The organism is Streptococcus sp. 20925_1_44, from assembly GCF_041432435.1.
Classification (GTDB): Bacteria; Bacillota; Bacilli; order Lactobacillales; family Streptococcaceae; genus Streptococcus; species Streptococcus infantis.
The window spans coordinates 24,890-42,791 of record NZ_JAPVZQ010000002.1 but is presented as its reverse complement, the minus strand read 5'-3'; the positions used below and the strand labels follow the sequence as shown (position 1 = coordinate 42,791).

The 17,902-nt window shown below is 40.4% G+C and carries 19 protein-coding genes; 17 read left to right on the top strand and 2 right to left on the bottom strand.

Features of this window, described 5'->3' with window-relative positions; genetic code table 11:
- Positions 1-4: 4 nt before the first annotated feature.
- The 5 genes from yihA to whiA are packed head-to-tail and all read left to right on the top strand — an operon-like array spanning position 5 to position 3,806.
- Positions 5-592, top strand: coding sequence for a ribosome biogenesis GTP-binding protein YihA/YsxC (gene yihA / locus O3643_RS03025; RefSeq protein ID WP_049494688.1), 588 nt, complete (start codon positions 5-7; stop codon positions 590-592).
- Positions 593-601: 9 nt separating this feature from the next.
- On the top strand, positions 602-982 hold the full coding sequence (locus O3643_RS03020) for a RidA family protein (RefSeq protein WP_001140424.1): 381 nt from the start codon (positions 602-604) through the stop codon (positions 980-982).
- 51 nt (positions 983-1,033) lie between these two features.
- Positions 1,034-1,924: an RNase adapter RapZ gene (rapZ, locus tag O3643_RS03015; RefSeq protein ID WP_371500086.1), complete on the top strand. Its 891-nt coding sequence runs from the start codon at positions 1,034-1,036 to the stop codon at positions 1,922-1,924.
- Positions 1,921-2,898, top strand: coding sequence for a YvcK family protein (locus O3643_RS03010; RefSeq protein ID WP_263393913.1), 978 nt, complete (start codon positions 1,921-1,923; stop codon positions 2,896-2,898). The genes rapZ and O3643_RS03010 overlap by 4 nt, the downstream gene beginning before the upstream one ends.
- Entirely contained in the window at positions 2,895-3,806 is a 912-nt protein-coding gene (gene whiA / locus O3643_RS03005) for a DNA-binding protein WhiA (RefSeq protein WP_006152058.1), read from the top strand. Before O3643_RS03010 ends, whiA begins: the two co-directional genes overlap by 4 nt.
- Positions 3,807-3,839: 33 nt before the next feature.
- Here whiA and O3643_RS03000 read toward each other — a convergent pair whose 3' ends face one another.
- Positions 3,840-4,808 (bottom strand): NAD(P)/FAD-dependent oxidoreductase, encoded by a 969-nt coding sequence (locus O3643_RS03000; protein WP_371499768.1) that lies wholly within the window; start codon positions 4,806-4,808, stop codon positions 3,840-3,842.
- A gap of 132 nt (positions 4,809-4,940) precedes the next feature.
- On the opposite strand from O3643_RS03000, the gene cdaA reads away from it, so the two are divergent.
- The 12 genes from cdaA to O3643_RS02940 all read left to right on the top strand — a co-directional run bounded on the left by cdaA (position 4,941) and on the right by O3643_RS02940 (position 16,400).
- Positions 4,941-5,798: a diadenylate cyclase CdaA gene (gene cdaA / locus O3643_RS02995; RefSeq protein ID WP_049494701.1), complete on the top strand. Its 858-nt coding sequence runs from the start codon at positions 4,941-4,943 to the stop codon at positions 5,796-5,798.
- Entirely contained in the window at positions 5,785-6,564 is a 780-nt protein-coding gene (locus O3643_RS02990) for a YbbR-like domain-containing protein (RefSeq protein ID WP_006151670.1), read from the top strand. Before cdaA ends, O3643_RS02990 begins: the two co-directional genes overlap by 14 nt.
- A gap of 32 nt (positions 6,565-6,596) precedes the next feature.
- Entirely contained in the window at positions 6,597-7,946 is a 1,350-nt protein-coding gene (gene glmM / locus O3643_RS02985) for a phosphoglucosamine mutase (protein WP_006148041.1), read from the top strand.
- A gap of 66 nt (positions 7,947-8,012) precedes the next feature.
- The gene (locus O3643_RS02980; RefSeq protein ID WP_004252208.1) at positions 8,013-8,387 is read left to right on the top strand and encodes a DUF1149 family protein; all 375 of its coding nucleotides are present in this window, start codon (positions 8,013-8,015) and stop codon (positions 8,385-8,387) included.
- Between the two features lie 4 nt (positions 8,388-8,391).
- Positions 8,392-9,240, top strand: a complete 849-nt coding sequence (locus O3643_RS02975; protein ID WP_371499765.1) for a DegV family protein — start codon at positions 8,392-8,394, stop codon at positions 9,238-9,240.
- Positions 9,241-9,502: 262 nt separating this feature from the next.
- The gene (dapB, locus tag O3643_RS02970) at positions 9,503-10,270 is read left to right on the top strand and encodes a 4-hydroxy-tetrahydrodipicolinate reductase (RefSeq protein WP_371499763.1); all 768 of its coding nucleotides are present in this window, start codon (positions 9,503-9,505) and stop codon (positions 10,268-10,270) included.
- Positions 10,267-11,466 carry a CCA tRNA nucleotidyltransferase gene (locus O3643_RS02965; RefSeq protein ID WP_281137786.1) on the top strand — a complete coding sequence of 400 codons (1,200 nt, stop codon included), beginning with the start codon at positions 10,267-10,269 and terminating at the stop codon, positions 11,464-11,466. The genes dapB and O3643_RS02965 overlap by 4 nt, the downstream gene beginning before the upstream one ends.
- Positions 11,463-13,331, top strand: a complete 1,869-nt coding sequence (locus O3643_RS02960; protein WP_371499761.1) for an ABC-F family ATP-binding cassette domain-containing protein — start codon at positions 11,463-11,465, stop codon at positions 13,329-13,331. Before O3643_RS02965 ends, O3643_RS02960 begins: the two co-directional genes overlap by 4 nt.
- Complete coding sequence (locus O3643_RS02955; protein WP_371499759.1) at positions 13,331-13,924, top strand: hypothetical protein; 594 nt, start codon at positions 13,331-13,333, stop codon at positions 13,922-13,924. Before O3643_RS02960 ends, O3643_RS02955 begins: the two co-directional genes overlap by 1 nt.
- A 141-nt stretch (positions 13,925-14,065) precedes the next feature.
- Positions 14,066-14,578 carry an adenine phosphoribosyltransferase gene (locus tag O3643_RS02950; protein WP_001049312.1) on the top strand — a complete coding sequence of 171 codons (513 nt, stop codon included), beginning with the start codon at positions 14,066-14,068 and terminating at the stop codon, positions 14,576-14,578.
- Positions 14,579-14,772: 194 nt separating this feature from the next.
- Positions 14,773-15,717, top strand: a complete 945-nt coding sequence (metA, locus tag O3643_RS02945; protein ID WP_225750608.1) for a homoserine O-succinyltransferase — start codon at positions 14,773-14,775, stop codon at positions 15,715-15,717.
- Between the two features lie 8 nt (positions 15,718-15,725).
- On the top strand, positions 15,726-16,400 hold the full coding sequence (locus O3643_RS02940) for a DnaD domain-containing protein (RefSeq protein WP_371499757.1): 675 nt from the start codon (positions 15,726-15,728) through the stop codon (positions 16,398-16,400).
- 46 nt (positions 16,401-16,446) lie between these two features.
- Here O3643_RS02940 and O3643_RS02935 read toward each other — a convergent pair whose 3' ends face one another.
- Positions 16,447-17,898 (bottom strand): alpha-amylase, encoded by a 1,452-nt coding sequence (locus tag O3643_RS02935; RefSeq protein ID WP_371499755.1) that lies wholly within the window; start codon positions 17,896-17,898, stop codon positions 16,447-16,449.
- Positions 17,899-17,902 lie beyond the last annotated feature (4 nt).

Genomic DNA, 17,902 nt, shown 5'->3' with positions numbered 1-17,902 from the left:
GACTATGGAAATCAATACACACAATGCTGAGATTTTATTGAGTGCTGCCAATAAGTCCCACTATCCGCAGGATGAACTCCCTGAAATTGCTCTTGCAGGACGCTCAAATGTTGGTAAATCGAGCTTTATCAATACCATGCTCAATCGTAAAAATCTAGCTCGTACCTCTGGAAAACCAGGGAAAACACAACTACTTAATTTCTTTAATATTGATGATAAGATGCGTTTTGTAGATGTGCCTGGTTACGGTTATGCCCGTGTGTCCAAAAAGGAACGCGAAAAATGGGGACGCATGATTGAGGAGTACTTAACCACTCGAGAAAATCTTCGAGCAGTTGTTAGTCTCGTTGACCTTCGTCATGATCCGTCAGCAGATGATGTACAGATGTACGAATTTCTTAAATATTATGAGATTCCTGTCATCATTGTGGCGACCAAGGCAGACAAGATTCCGCGTGGTAAATGGAACAAGCACGAATCAGCTATTAAAAAGAAATTAAACTTTGATCCAAGTGATGATTTTATCCTCTTTTCATCCGTAACAAAAGCAGGAATGGACCAGGCTTGGGATGCTATTTTAGAAAAATTGTGAGGAATACATATGGCAAAAACAATTCATACAGACAAAGCTCCAAAGGCAATCGGACCTTATGTTCAAGGAAAAATCGTTGGCAACCTTTTGTTTGCTAGCGGTCAAGTCCCTTTATCTCCTGAAACTGGAGAAATCGTAGGAGAAACGATTCAAGAACAGACTGAACAAGTTTTGAAAAACATTGGAGCTATTTTGGCAGAAGCAGGCACAGATTTTGACCATGTTGTTAAAACAACTTGTTTCTTGAGCGATATGAACGACTTTGTACCTTTTAATGAGGTTTACCAAACAGCCTTTAACAAGGAATTTCCAGCTCGTTCAGCTGTGGAAGTAGCTCGTCTTCCTCGCGATGTAAAAGTCGAAATTGAAGTCATCGCAGAGATTGGATAAGCGAGTTGAAGTTTGGTTCTTCCAAACTTCTTTTGATATAAGGAGACTATGATGACAATGAAACAACTTCACCTGGTGATTGTAACAGGGATGAGTGGTGCAGGGAAAACTGTAGCCATTCAATCCTTTGAAGATTTAGGATATTTTACCATTGATAATATGCCACCAGCTCTCTTGCCAAAGTTTTTGCAGTTGGTAGAGACCAAGGATGACGACCACAAGTTAGCCCTAGTGGTGGATATGCGAAGCCGCTCTTTCTTCTCAGAGATTCAGGCTGTCTTGGATGAATTGGAAAATCAAGATGATTTGGACTTCAAGATTCTCTTTTTGGATGCTGCTGATAAGGAATTGGTAGCACGTTATAAGGAAACTAGAAGAAGTCACCCTCTTGCAGCAGATGGTCGGATCTTGGACGGTATCAAGCTGGAACGCGAACTCTTAGCCCCATTAAAAAATATGAGTCAAAACGTGGTTGACACAACAGAGTTAACTCCTCGTGAACTTCGCAAGACTATTGCAGAGCAATTTTCGGACCAAGAACAAACGCAGTCTTTCCGTATCGAGGTCATGTCATTTGGGTTTAAATACGGCATTCCAATTGATGCCGATTTGGTATTTGATGTTCGCTTTTTACCAAACCCGTACTATCTGCCAGAACTTCGTAATCAAACAGGTGAAGACCAGGCAGTTTATGACTATGTCATGAACCATGAGGAATCTGAAGATTTCTACCGTCATTTGTTAGCCTTGATTGAACCAATCCTACCTGGCTATAAAAAAGAAGGAAAATCTGTTTTAACCATTGCAGTGGGTTGTACAGGTGGTCAACACCGAAGTGTTGCTTTTGCCAAGCGATTAGCAACTGACCTATCTAAAACTTGGCCTGTAAATGAAAGTCATCGTGATAAAGACCGAAGAAAGGAAACGGTAAACCGTTCATGAGAAAACCCAAAATTACGGTGATTGGTGGAGGAACCGGAATCCCTGTTATTCTAAATAGTCTACGGGAAAAGGATGTGGATATTGCGGCCATTGTAACCGTTGCGGATGATGGCGGTTCTTCAGGTGAACTTCGTAAGAATATTCAACAGTTGACACCTCCAGGGGATTTGCGTAATGTTCTGGTGGCCATGTCAGATATGCCCAAATTCTATGAAAAGGTCTTTCAATACCGTTTTTCTGAGGATGCAGGTGCTTTTGCCGGTCATCCATTAGGGAACATTATCATAGCCGGACTTTCTGAAATGCAGGGTTCAACCTACAATGCCATGCAATTACTGAGTAAATTTTTCCATACAACAGGCAAGATTTTTCCATCAAGTGACCATCCTTTGACACTCCATGCTGTCTTCAAAGATGGATCAGAAGTAGCTGGGGAAAGTCACATAGCAGACCATCCAGGAATGATTGACCATGTCTATGTTACCAATACTCTGGATGATGAAAAGCCACAGGCAAGTCGTCGAGTCGTCAACACGATTCTTGAGAGTGATATGATTGTCTTGGGACCAGGTTCACTCTTTACTTCGATTTTACCTAATATCGTCATCGAAGAAATTGGACAGGCTCTTCTAGAGACTAAGGCAGAGGTTGCCTATGTCTGCAATATTATGACTCAACGTGGAGAAACGGAGCATTTCTCAGATAGTGATCACGTAGCAGTCTTACATCGTCATTTGGGCCGTCCATTTATCGATACTGTCCTTGTTAATATCGAAAAGGTTCCGAGGGACTATATGGATACCAACCGTTTTGATGAGTATTTGGTGCAGGTTGAGCATGATTTTGAAGGTTTGCGTAAGCAAGTCCCACGTGTCATTTCATCCAACTTTCTACGCTTGGAAAATGGGGGAGCCTTTCACGATGGTGATTTAATCGTAGATGAGCTCATGCGGATCATACAGGTGAGAAAATGAGTTTTACAGTAGCAGTAAAAGAAGAAATTTTAAGTCAGCATCACCTGAGTCGTCATGAATTGTCAGCTATTATCAAGATGTCGGGTAGTATTGGTTTATCGAGCTCTGGTTTGACCTTGTCCGTCATTACAGAAAATGCTAAGTTGGCCCGTCATCTCTATGAATCTTTCTTGCACTTTTATGGCATCAAGTCTGAGATTCGTCACCACCAGAGAAGTAATCTACGGAAAAATCGCGTCTATACTGTATTTACGGATGAGCGAGTCCAGGAACTTTTAGCAGATTTGCGTTTGGCCGATTCTTTCTTTGGTTTGGAGACTGGGATTGATCCAGAAATTTTAGGAGATGAGGAAGCAGGTCGTGCCTATCTCTGTGGAGCCTTCTTAGCGAATGGCAGCATTCGTGATCCCGAGTCAGGGAAATATCAGTTGGAAATTAGTTCGGTTTATCTAGACCACGCCCAAGGGATTGCTTCGCTCTTGCAGCAGTTCTTGCTAGATGCAAAGGTTATCGAACGAAAAAAGGGGGCAGTGACCTATCTTCAGCGAGCGGAAGATATTATGGATTTCCTGATTTTAGTGGGAGCCATGGAGGCGAGAGATACTTTTGAAGGCGTCAAGATTCTCCGAGAAACTCGGAATGATCTCAATCGTGCTAATAATGCAGAGACAGCTAATATCGCTCGTACGGTTTCTGCGAGCATGAAAACCATCAACAATATCAGTAAAATCATTGATACCGTAGGTCTAGATAGCCTACCAGTAGATTTGCAGGAAGTAGCGCATTTGCGTATTCAACATCCGGACTACTCTATCCAACAATTGGCAGACAGTTTGACAAATCCACTCACAAAAAGTGGTGTCAATCATCGACTGAGAAAGATTAATAAAATTGCTGATGAACTGTAAAAACCACGAATCCTAGGATTCGTGGTTCTTTTCTTATAGACTTGTAGAGTGTTTTGGTTGCACTTTTTGTTGAGGGTCAATGTAGTTAATGGCATTGTTTACAGCAGTTGGTGCTTCACCAAGACCTGTTGCAATCAAGTCAATCTTACCATCGTAGTAGCAGCAGTCACCGATAGCGTAAATTCCAGCTTGGCTTGATTCTTGCTTGCTGTTAACGATAATCTTGTGACGGTTAAGGTCAAGTCCCCAGTTTTTAAGATTACCAACTGATGATTTGAAGCCATAGTTGACAAAGAGGTGGTCCAACTCAATGGTTTCAATCTCATCGGATTTGACTTTTGTGATTTCAAGCTTGTCAAGAGTTTTTCCATCTCCAAGAAGTTGACTTGGCACAAATGGTGTTTTGATGCTAACAGATGATTCTTGAAGGGCTTGGACACTATGTTCGAGGGCCCGGAAGTTATCTCGACGATGAACAAGTGTAGTTGGAGCAATCTTTTCAAAAGCTAAGGCCCAGTCCACAGCAGAGTCTCCTCCACCGAGGATTGTTACTTTCTTGCCAGCATATTGTTGAATGTTAGAAACGTGGTAGTGGATATTTTCATAACTATCAACACCATCCAGTTCAAGTGGACGCGGTTTAAAGGCACCTCCACCCATAGCGATAATGACAGCTTTACTACTATGAATACCTTTAGTAGTTGTTATCTTAAATACATCATTCTCTTTTTCAATGTCAAGAACAGTTTCATTGAGATGTGCTGGTGTATCAAAACCTTTTAGTTGTTCTAAGAGGCGATTAGTTAGTTCTTCACCAGTGAGATTTGGGAAACCTGGGACATCAAGAATTTGTTTTTCAGGATAAAGAATGGCAGGTTGGCCACCTAATTGAGGAAGAGAGTCAATGATTTGTACTTTAGCTTGACGTAAATTTGCATAAAAGGCTGCGAAAAGACCAACTGGGCCACCCCCTATGATGGTAATATCATATAATTCAGACATGGTTTCTCCTTATTTCATTTTTATCATTTTATTCTATCATATTTTCTGCCAATTTAAAATGAGGTAGGGGGGAGAAAATTTCCATTAAAAATGGTATAATGAAGAGAAGCTTTTTTGGAGAGGGGACACAGGATGAATTTTCAACAATTATCTAATCTTCAATACTGGTCTAGTTTGTTTTCCAGTCCTTGGAGTATTGCGATAAATGTGATTGATATTCTAATCGTCGCTTATATCTTATATCAATTTACAAAATCAATTGCAGGAACCAAGATTATGATTCTGGTTCGAGGCGTTTTAGTTTTTATCTTAGCTCAGATTGCGGCTAATTTTTTGGGCTTGACGACTATTTCCTGGTTGATTAACCAATTGATTACCTATGGAGTTATCGCAGCGGTTGTTATCTTTTCTCCAGAAATTCGGACAGGTTTGGAACGATTAGGTCGAGCTACGGACTTCTTTTCAAATACTCCTATGAGTTCAGAGGAGCAGATGGTACAAGCTTTTGTAAAATCTGTTGAGTATATGAGCCCGCGAAAGATTGGAGCTTTGGTAGCTGTTCAACGTGTGAGAACCTTGCAAGAGTATATCGTTACAGGAATTCCTTTGGATGCTAAAATTTCTGCTGAGTTATTAATTAACATCTTTATCCCTAATACGCCTCTCCATGACGGTGCAGTCATTATCAGTGGGGATCGGATTGCAGTAACTTCTGCCTATTTACCACTGACTGAAAACACAGGTATTTCCAAAGAGTTCGGAACTCGTCACCGTGCAGCCATAGGTTTATCAGAAGTTTCAGATGCCCTTACTTTTGTTGTGTCTGAAGAAACTGGGGGGATATCCATCACCTATAATGGTGTCTTCAAACATGATCTAAGTTTGGAAGAATTCGAGGAAGAACTACGTCGTATTCTGATACCTAAGGATGAACAAGAACTAAGCTTAAAAGAACGTCTATTAGGAGGCTGGAATAATGAAAAGAAATAGTCTTTATATCATCTCCTCACTCCTCTTTGCATGTGTCCTGTTTATCTATGCAACATCAATCAATTATCAAAACAATACCAACGCAAGACAAACTAAAACTGAAACCTATACCAATACAGTAGTCAATGTACCGATTGATATTCAATATGATAGTGAGCAATATTTTATCAGTGGTTTCAGCTCAGAAGTAACAGTGTTTCTAACGGGTTCAAATCGAGTCACCTTGGCTAGTGAGATGCAAGAGAGTACTCGTAAATTTAAAGTGACTGCTGATTTGACCCAGGCTACAGAAGGAACGATTGAAGTTCCCTTGACCATTGAAAATCTTCCAAGTGGTTTGACAGCTGTAGCAACACCACAAAAGATCACAGTCAAGGTTGGTAAGAAAGTTACTCGAGATAATGTACCTGTTGTACCTCAAATTGATTCTAGTCAAATTGATGAGAAGATTATAATCGAACGTGTGACTGTTTCTGATGAAAAAGTTTCAGTAACTAGTGATGCGGATACACTATCTAAGATTGATCGGATTGTTGCAGTTTTACCAACGAGTGAACAGATTACAGGGAACTATTCTGGATCAGTTCCTTTGCAAGCTGTTGATAAAAATGGGGCTGTCTTACCAACAGTGATTACACCTTTTGAAACTACTATGAAAGTAACGACCAAAGCTGTAAGAACAACAAGTAGCACAACCACAACAAGTAATACTTCATCTACTGAAAACTCTTCAACGACAGCAGCAGAAACGAAGTCAGAATCTTAAAATAAACATTATACTAGAAAAGGAATGATAAAATGGGTAAATATTTTGGAACGGACGGAGTCCGTGGAGAAGCAAACGTAGAATTAACGCCAGAATTGGCCTTTAAATTGGGTCGCTTTGGAGGATATGTCCTCAGTCAACATGCGACAGAAGCGCCTAAGGTTTTTGTTGGACGCGATACACGTATTTCAGGGGAAATGTTAGAAGCAGCCTTGATTGCTGGTCTTCTTTCTGTGGGAATTCACGTTTATAAACTTGGTGTACTTGCTACGCCTGCAGTAGCATATTTGGTGAAAACTGAAGGAGCGAGCGCAGGTGTCATGATTTCAGCTAGCCACAACCCAGCCCTTGATAACGGAATTAAATTCTTTGGTGGAGATGGCTTTAAGCTAGACGATGAAAAAGAAGCAGAAATCGAAGCCTTGCTTGACGCCAGTGAAGATACTCTCCCACGTCCAAGTGCTGAAGGATTAGGTACTGTTGTTGATTACCCAGAAGGATTGCGCAAGTATGAAGCCTACCTGGTTTCAACTGGAACAGGTCTTGAAGGGATGAAGGTAGCCTTGGATACTGCAAATGGAGCAGCTTCTACAAGTGCTCGTCAAATTTTTGCAGATTTGGGTGCTCAAATCACTGTCATTGGAGAGAATCCAGATGGTTTGAACATTAACTTGAATGTTGGTTCGACTCATCCAGAAGCCTTGCAAGAACTTGTAAAAGAAAATCAATCAGCCATTGGTTTAGCCTTTGATGGGGACAGCGATCGTTTGATTGCAGTAGATGAAAACGGTGAGATTGTCGACGGTGATAAGATTATGTATATCATCGGTAAATACCTTTCTGAAAAAGGTCAATTGGCACAAAATACAATTGTAACAACAGTTATGTCCAACCTTGGCTTCCATAAAGCCTTGGACCGTGAAGGCATTAATAAAGCTGTCACTGCTGTTGGAGACCGCTATGTAGTTGAAGAAATGAGAAAATCAGGCTACAATCTCGGTGGAGAACAGTCAGGTCACGTTATCTTGATGGACTACAATACAACTGGTGATGGTCAACTTTCAGCAGTTCAATTGACTAAGATCATGCAAGAAACAGGTAAGAGCTTATCTCAATTGGCTTCAGAAGTAACAATTTACCCACAAAAATTGGTTAATATCCGTGTGGAAAACACCATGAAAGACAAAGCCATGGAAGTACCAGCTATCAAGGCTATTATCGATAAGATGGAAGAAGAGATGGCAGGTAACGGACGTATTCTCGTTCGCCCAAGTGGAACTGAGCCACTCTTGCGAGTCATGGCTGAAGCACCAACAACTGAAGAAGTAGATTACTATGTGGATACCATTGCTGAAGTTGTGAAAGCAGAAATCGGAATTTAGGAAAGTTAGCAGAAAATAAGAAAATATGTTACAATGTCAAAGTAAATTGTAACCATGGAGAATATGATGAATTTAAAACGTGAACAAGAATTTGTAAGTCAGTATCACTTTGATGCTCGTAACTTTGAATGGGAAAATGAGAACGGAATTCCTGAAACAAAGGTTGATGTGAACTTCCAACTACTTCAACATGACCAAGAAAATCAGGTGACTTCTCTCGTAGTTGTTTTGAGCTTTATGATTGTCTTTGATAAATTTGTTATCAGCGGTACTATTTCTCAAGTGAACCACGTTGAAGGTCGTATCGTAGATCAACCAAGTGACTTTAGTCAAGAAGAAGTTGAGACACTTGCTCGTCCTTCTTTGGATATGCTAAACCGTTTGACTTATGAAGTAACGGAAATTGCACTAGACTTACCAGGAATTAATTTGGAGTTTTAAAAGAATGAAATTAGCGGTCATAACAGACTCATCTGCTTTTCTACAAGCGGAAACCTTGCGGAAAGAAGATTTATTTGTGCTTGACATTCCTGTGAATATCGATGGACAGGAGTATGTTGAAGGTGTAAATCTAACCGCTCAAGAATTTTATGAAAAAATGGCTCGTTCATCTGAACTACCTAAAACAAGTCAACCAAGTATTGCAAAGTTAGATGAAATTTTATCATCATTAAAAGAAAAAGGCTATACTCATGTTTTGGGTCTCTTCCTATCTTCTGGAATCTCAGGATTTCACCAGAATATTCAGTATATGACTGATGAGTTTGAAGGTCTAACCATTGCTTTTCCTGATACTCGAATTACAAGTGCACCACTAGGATTCATGGTGGAAAGTGTGTTTCAATGGTCTGAGCAGGGAGATGATTTCCAGTCTATACTAGATAAGTTAACAGAACAGATTGAAAATACTTCTGCCTTTATCATGGTAGATGACCTTGATCATCTGGTTAAAGGTGGTCGTTTATCAAATGGTGTAGCTATTTTGGGGAATCTTCTTAGCATTAAACCAATCCTCTATTTCAATGACCAAGGTGTTATCGAAGTTTATGAGAAGGTTCGTACAGAGAAGAAAGCAACAAAACGTTTGGTTGAAATTGTCAAAGAAGTAACAGCTAATGGGAATTACCAGATTACTGTCATTCACGGGAATGCTCCTCAAAAAGCAGCTGATTTGCTTCAGCTTTTGTTAGACGGCGGAGTAGCTACAGACATTTCAATTGCAACCTTCGGTAGCGTCATCGGGACTCACCTTGGAGAAGGAAGTATTGCTTTAGGTTATACACCAATCGTCTAGATTGTTCTTACAGGCTTTGTATCTTAAAATTGAACACGGACTATCTGCCTCTTGAAAAAAGATGCCTGTCTTGCCTTTCGTGGAAAGTCAGCGCCATTCCCTATTTTTCATGGGTAGCTAACGTCCTTTGTATCTTAGAATTGAACACGCCTGGAACCCTGTGTGAAAAAGATAGTTCTTCCAAGGAGTATCTACTCCTTGATTAGAACTCCTATTTTCACTTTGTGTTCTTACAGGCTTTGTATCTTAAATAGGAGTAAAGATGAGTATTCGAGTGATTATTGCTGGTTTTAAGGGAAGAATGGGGCAAGCTGCTTGTCAGATGGTTTTGTCTGATCCTGAACTTGAACTAGTAGCAGTATTGGATCCTTTCGAGTCTGCATCTGAATGGCAGGGAATTCCAGTATTCAATGATAAAAATGACTTAGCAGGCTTTGATGCCCATGTTTGGGTAGACTTTACTACACCAGCTGTCGCCTATGAGAATACACGCTTTGCTCTTGAAAATGGCTTTGCTCCAGTAGTAGGAACGACAGGTTTCACCAGTCAAGAAATCGAAGAATTAAAAGAAATGTCTCGTTCCAAAGGCTTGGGTGGCTTGATTGCTCCTAACTTTGCCTTGGGTGCTGTCTTACTGATGCAATTTGCAGCACAGGCAGCTAAATACTTCCCAAATGTGGAGATTATTGAGCTTCACCATGATAAGAAAAAAGATGCTCCGAGCGGGACAGCAATCAAAACAGCTGAGTTGATGGCTGAAGTTCGTGAGTCTATTCAACAAGGTGCTAATGATGAGGAAGAACTCATTGCGGGAGCACGTGGAGCTAACTTTGATGGTATGCGAATCCATTCAGTTCGCTTGCCAGGTTTGGTAGCTCATCAAGAGGTCATTTTTGGAAATCAAGGAGAAGGATTGACCCTGCGTCATGACTCCTTTGATCGTAGCTCCTTCATGACAGGGGTGAATTTGGGAATCAAAGAAGTTGTCAAGCGTCATGAGCTTGTCTATGGATTAGAACACTTACTATGAAATTAACAAAAATGCCTTCTGAATTTCAGAAGGCTTTACCAGTATTAGAAAAAATTAAAGAAGCAGGATTTGAGGCTTATTTTGTGGGTGGCTCTGTTAGGGATGCCCTTCTTAACCGGCCCATCCATGATGTGGATATCGCGACTTCATCTTATCCTGAAGAGACTAAGCAGATTTTTCCACGCACAGCTGATATCGGCATTGAGCATGGGACCGTTTTGGTTTTAGATGGAGATGAAGAGTACGAAGTCACCACTTTTCGAACAGAGGATGTCTATGTAGACTATCGGAGACCAAGTTCCGTTTCTTTTGTTCGTTCACTCGAAGAAGATCTCAAGCGTCGAGATTTTACAGTCAATGCCTTTGCCTTGGATGAGACAGGGGAAATCGTCGATTTATTTGATGGTCTCAAAGATTTAGAAAATCAGGTTCTGCGAGCAGTTGGTGTAGCTAGTGAACGTTTCAATGAAGACGCGTTACGCATCATGCGTGGCTTTCGTTTCCAAGCTAGTCTTGGTTTTGAACTCGAGCAAGAAACGTTTAAAGCGATGAAGGCCTTAACGCCACTCTTAGATAAAATCTCTGTGGAGCGCACCTTTGTCGAATTTGATAAACTATTGCTAGCTCCTTATTGGCGAGTAGGTTTATCTTCTATGATTGAGAGTCAAGCTTATGATTATCTTCCAGATATGGTAGGCAGTCAGGAGAAACTCCGGTCTTTGTTTGATTTAGAAAAAGATTTTACTTTTGAATCTTCTGAGCAAGCTTGGGCAGCACTTTTATGGGTTTTAGAAGTGGAAGATGCTCAACAATTTTTGAAACATTGGAAGACTTCACGCCAATTTGCCAAGCAGGTACAGGATTTGCTGTCTATTTTGGCTCTCCGAGAAGAAGGGGAACTAGGTAGACGTGATTGTTACCGTTTTGATTTGGACTTGCTTTTACAGGCTGAAAATCTTCGCAGAGCTCAAGGGAAGGAAGTCAACCCACAAGCGATCACAGAAACCTACGAGAGCTTGACTATTCATGATAAGAAAGAAATGCAAATTAATGGTGGCATTCTCATCAAGGAATATGGCTATCATCCAGGTCCAGAATTAGGAGATGTTTTAGAGGAAATTGAGTACGCTATTGTGGATGGTAATCTAGATAATGAAGTGGAAGCCATTCATGCATACTTAAGGGAGAGAAAATGAGTGATTTTATCGTTGAAAAACTAAGCAAATCAGTTGGTGACAAGACTGTTTTTAAGTATATTTCTTTTATCATCCATGACTTAGATCGCATCGGTCTTATTGGGGTCAACGGAACTGGGAAAACGACCCTTCTAGATGTGCTTTCAGGTGTTTCAGGTTATGATGGCGATATTAGCCCTTTTTCAGCAAAGAGTGATTACAAGATTGGTTACCTGACTCAAAATCCCGAATTTGATGATAGCAAGACTGTATTGGATACTGTTTTATCCAGTGACCTCAAGGAAATCCAGTTGATTCGGGAGTATGAACTGCTTATGCTCAACTACAGTGAGGACAAGCAGGCGCGTCTAGAACGGGTCATGGCGGAGATGGATTCTCTCCAAGCATGGGAAATCGAAAGTCAGGTCAAAACGGTACTCAGTAAACTAGGTATTCAAGAATTATCAACTCCTGTTGGAGCTTTGTCGGGTGGTCTTCGTAGACGGGTTCAATTAGCGCAAGTGCTTTTAGGAAATCATAATCTCTTGCTTCTTGATGAGCCAACCAACCATCTGGACATTGCGACCATCGAGTGGCTGACACTTTTCTTGAAGAATTCCAAGAAGACCGTTCTCTTCATCACCCACGATCGCTATTTCCTAGATGCTCTTTCTACGCGAATTTTTGAATTGGATAGAGGTGGATTAACAGAGTATCAGGGGAATTACCAAGATTATGTCCGTCTCAAGGCTGAACAGGATGAGCGTGACGCAGCTCTTCTTCACAAAAAGGAACAACTTTACAAACAAGAATTAGCTTGGATGAGACGGCAACCTCAAGCTCGTGCGACCAAGCAACAAGCTCGTATCAATCGATTCCATGACTTGAAAAAGGAAGTTTCAGATACTAGCCTTGAGACAGACTTGAGCATGAATTTTGAAACCAGTCGCATCGGTAAGAAGGTCATTGAGTTTAAGGATGTTTCCTTTGCCTATGACGATAAACCGATTCTGAAACATTTTAACCTTTTAGTGCAAGCCAAAGACCGTATCGGAATCGTCGGGGACAATGGTGTTGGGAAGTCAACCCTTCTTAACCTTATTGCAGGAAGACTTGAAGCTACTGAAGGACAAGTTATCATCGGTGAAACAGTTCGTATTGCTTATTTCTCTCAACAAATCGAAGGTTTAGATGAAAGTAAGCGGGTTATCAATTACCTGCAGGAAGTGGCAGAAGAGGTTAAGACGAGCGGTGGGACTACGACATCCATTGCAGAATTACTAGAACAATTTCTTTTCCCTCGTTCAACGCACGGTACCTTGATTGAGAAGCTGTCAGGTGGAGAGAAGAAGCGTCTGTACCTCCTCAAATTACTCCTTGAAAAACCCAATGTGCTTCTCTTAGATGAACCAACAAATGACCTAGACATTGCGACCTTAACAGTTCTAGAAAATTTCTTACAAGGTTTTGCAGGACCAGTCTTGACAGTTAGTCATGACCGCTATTTCCTTGATAAGGTAGCAACTAAGATTCTTGCTTTTGAAGACGGGACTATCCGTCCTTTCTTTGGCCATTATACAGATTATCTAGATGAAAAGGCCTTTGAAGCAGAAGCAGTAACACAAAGTCAAAAAGTTGAGAAGGAAAAAGTCGTCAAAGTCCGTGAAGAGAAAAAACGGATGACCTACCAAGAAAAGCAGGAGTGGGCAAGTATTGAAGGTGACATCGAAAACCTGGAAAATCGTATCGCGGCTATTGAAGAAGAAATGCAGGCAAATGGCTCTGATTTTGGAAAACTAGCGACTCTTCAAAAAGAGCTAGATGAGAAAAATGAAGCCTTGCTTGAAAAATATGAACGCTATGAATATTTAAGTGAGTTGATATAATGGAAGAAACGATTATTAAATGGAGTAGTAAGAAAATCATTTTGAGCCTTATTCTTTACCTACTAGAATTGGCTCTTCTACTTTGGATTTTTTCGTTTTTGCTGAGTTATCCCGAAGAAGCACCTGCGGGATTGGTGGCTTTCATTCTCTTTATTGGTTTCTTCATCATCATCGTTGGCTTCATTTTGTATCAACATTTGCGACGGCTTTTTTCTGATAAAGAGTATTTGAAATGTACGGCTCAAGGATTTTCCTATAAACCATATCCAAAGAAAGACTGGCAGTTTTATTCCTGGGGACAGGTAGAAAAGTTTGCTCTCACGAGAATTAAGGGTAGTAGAAATGCAAGGGATTTTTATATGATTGAGGTTCAGTTTTATGACAAGGAACTTTTAAAATCCAACTCTTTCTGGTATCGTCTTCGAAGTAGATTTACAAGTTCAAAATATTCTAACGTTTTGAAAATCCCAATCTATTTGCTGGATGTTGGCTTACCAAAGAGAGTATTTGAAACCATGTCTTACTTTGAGCGAGAGTGGCGCATCCAACAAAATCTCGAGCGAAATCAAAGCACTAAAAGCAAAAAGAAGTAAAGATTTCATTGAGCGAGTGAATCTCCGAATTTTATGAAGGACTGAGGGGCTTTGGAAGGATATTCCAAGGCTTCTTTCTATTTTGCTTTTCTAGGAATTATGGTATAATAGGGAGTAAAAACTTTAAAAGAAAGAAACGCTATGAACTTAAAAGATTACATTGCAAGTATTGAAAATTATCCACAAGAAGGAATTACATTCCGTGATATCAGCCCTTTGATGGCTAACGGCAATGCCTACAGCTACGCTGTTCGTGAAATTGTTCAATATGCTACTGACAAAAAGATCGATATGATCGTAGGGCCAGAAGCGCGTGGATTTATCGTTGGATGTCCAGTCGCTTTTGAGTTGGGAATTGGTTTTGCTCCTGTTCGTAAACCAGGGAAATTGCCACGCGAAGTCATTTCAGCTGACTACGAAAAAGAATATGGTGTTGATACTTTGACCATGCACGCAGATGCTATCAAACCAGGTCAACGTGTTCTTATTGTAGATGACCTCTTGGCAACAGGTGGTACTGTTAAGGCTACAATCGAAATGATTGAGAAATTAGGTGGTGTCGTAGCTGGTTGTGCCTTCTTGATTGAGCTTGATGAGCTAAAAGGTCGTGAGGCAATCGGAGATTACGATTATAAAGTTTTGATGCATTATTAATGAAAAACAGTCCCTAGGGCTGTTTTCTCTTAATGATGATATAAAAAAAGGCTATATCTAGTTAGAGAAAAACTATAATTGAAAACTATATCTTCTTACAGTATAATAAAGGGAAGAAGTGTCATCAGCTGGATTATTCCATTTGATGACAGTCAGATTACTTGAGTCCAGTATGATACAGTTAGGAGATTTCCATGCCGATTCGAATTGATAAAAAATTACCAGCAGTTGAGATTTTACAAACAGAAAATATTTTCGTCATGGATGATCAACGGGCGGCTCATCAGGATATCCGACCCTTGAAAATTCTTATTTTAAATCTAATGCCGCAAAAAATTGTAACAGAAACTCAGCTCTTAAGACATTTGGCCAATACTCCTTTGCAGTTAGATATTGACTTTTTATATATGGAGAGTCACCAATCAAAAACAACTCGCTCAGAGCATATGGAGACTTTTTATAAGACCTTCTCGGAAGTTAAAGACCAGTATTTTGATGGCTTGATTATCACAGGAGCTCCAGTTGAGCACCTTCCATTTGAGGAGGTTGACTATTGGCAAGAGTTTACCCAAGTTATCGATTGGTCTAAGACTCATGTCTTTTCGACCTTGCATATTTGTTGGGGAGCACAAGCAGGTCTATACTATCGCTATGGTGTAGATAAATACCAGATGGACCAGAAGCTTTCTGGGATTTATCCTCAAGATGTTTTGAAAGAAGGTCATCTCCTATTGAGAGGATTTGATGATTTATATGTATCTCCTCATTCTCGCCATACAGAAGTCCACAAAGAAGATATCCTGAATAAAACAAATCTAGAGATTTTAGCATCAGGAAAAGAGGTGGGAATCTCTATCCTTGCGAGTCGAGATTTGAGAGAAGTCTATAGCTTTGGGCATTTAGAGTATGATCGCGATACGCTTGCAAAGGAATATTTCAGAGATCTAGATGCTGGTTTAGATCCACATATACCAGAAAATTATTTCAAAAATGATGACATTCATGAACTCCCATGTATGCGTTGGAGTTCATCTGCAGCTCTCTTCTTTAGTAACTGGGTAAATTATGCAGTTTACCAAGAAACGCCGTTTGAGTGGAAAAGTGTGGAAGATGATGTGTCTCATTTTGGATATTTATAAGAGGAATTATGACATATTTAGATGCTTTCAAATCAGGAAACTTAGTGTTACCGAGTAACCTGCTCTTACATTACAATCAACTGTTCTCGTCAAGCGATGATTTCTTGGTTTGGCAATTCTTTTACCTACAGAATACAACGGCTTTAGGTGAATTGTCTCCAAGTCAGATTGCTGAAAAAATCGGCAAAAATGTCACTGAAGTCAATCAGGCTATTTCCCGCTTGACTGAGAAAGGGTTGCTTCAATACCGAACCATTGAACTTAATGGCGAAATAGAAGTAATCTTCGATGCAACTCTTGCCTTGGAGCGCCTAGACCAACTTTTTGAAAAACAAGCTCCAAACCAGGTGCAATCTGCTCCAAATGATTTAAAGAGCTTGGTAGATACTTTCCAACAGGAGCTAGGTCGTCTATTGAGCCCATTTGAAATTGAAGACTTGGAAAAGAGTTTGAAAGAAGACGGAACTAGTGCGGATTTGATAAAAGAAGCCTTACGAGAAGCTGTTTTAAATGGAAAACCAAATTGGAAATATATCCAAGCTATCCTACGAAACTGGCGTCATGAAGGGATTAGGAGCGTAGCCCAGGTAGAAGCGAAGCGTCAAGAGAGAGAGGCAACAAACCCTCAAAATGTTCAGGTTTCATCTGATTTTAAAAATGCCATGGATCTTTGGAAAGACTAATATTTATCAATAAAAAAACTTGCCTATGGCAAGTTTTTTTGTGTTCTTAATAAGTAAGTCCCCAAACACTTACAGAACGTTCAGCAACTGGGAAATCACCAAATCCTTCAGCATTAATAGTTACTTGGTCTGAATGGTTGCCAAGTAAATCAACAAAAGTATGATCAGCCCATTCTGGACCAACAAACATAGTTTTGTAATTGTCTTGAGCATTTGAGATAAGAACAGCTAGAGGTGCTTGATTGTCAGCTCCTGAACGGACCCAACCGATACAATTAGGATCATCAAAGTAGTCTGTCTGCTCTCCATAAGCCAAATCTTTTCGAATAGCTAGCAGATGGTCAAGAACATCTTTAAAATCTTGCTGAGCATATTGACCAGAGATACCGTAGTAGTCTCCGTAAAAGACACATGGAAGCCCTTCTTGACGTAGGAGAATAAGAGCATAGGCTGCTGGCTTAAACCATTCTTCTACAGTAGATTCTAAAGCTTGTCCTCGTTGAGTATCGTGGTTGTCGACAAAGGTTACAGCTCGTTCTGGATTGACTTGAGCTAAACTATCATCAAAAATGGTTCGTAAATCGTAGTTAGATCCTGCCTTGCTTGCCTCAAAGAGATTCATATGGAGTCGGACATCGACAAGGTCAAAGCGTTCTTCAATCTTTTCAAGATAATCCAGATTAGCTTCCTTATCAGGATTCCAGAATTCTCCAAAGACATAGAAGTCTTGTCCATATTTCTCTTTGATGTCACGAATGAAATTACGCATAAAGAAGGAGTCAATATGCTTGACAGCGTCTAAGCGGAAACCTGTTACGCCAGTCGTTTCCATGAACCAATCAGCCCAATCGTAGATGTTTTTGATAACCTCAGGATGTTTGAAGTCCAAGTCAGCATACATAAGATAGTCATAGTTACCGTTTTCGTTATCGACTAATTCCTCATGAGCCCAGCCTTTGTTGTCTCCTTGTATCAGATAGATGCCAGACTTACGGCGTTTGGCATCATAGTCAGTTCCAGTAAAGTGGTACCAGTGCCAGTGGAAATCATTGTAGGTGTTTTGTCTTCCATCAAAAGTAAAGTTTGTCCAACCATTGATGGTAAAAGGTTCTCCAAGTTCAATTGTGCGATCTTCTGGGTCGACTTCAATAACCTGGAAGGATTCTAAACGGTCTGCAGCTGCCTTGTGGTTTAAGACGACGTCAGCCATAGGTTGAATCCCATGTGATTTAAGTGTTTGAATGGCTTGAAGATAGTCTTCTTTGAAACCGTACTTGGTACGCACAGTTCCTTTTTGATCAAATTCACCGAGGTCAAAAAGGTCATAGACACCATAACCGACATCTTTTTCGTTGGTAGCTTTAAAGGCAGGTGGCATCCAGACGTGGCTAATTCCTAGATTTGCAAGGTGCTCAGCATCATCGGTAAGTCGCGTCCAGTGTTGTCCATCGTGGGGAAGGTACCACTCAAAATATTGCATTAGGGTTTGGTTTTTCATAGAT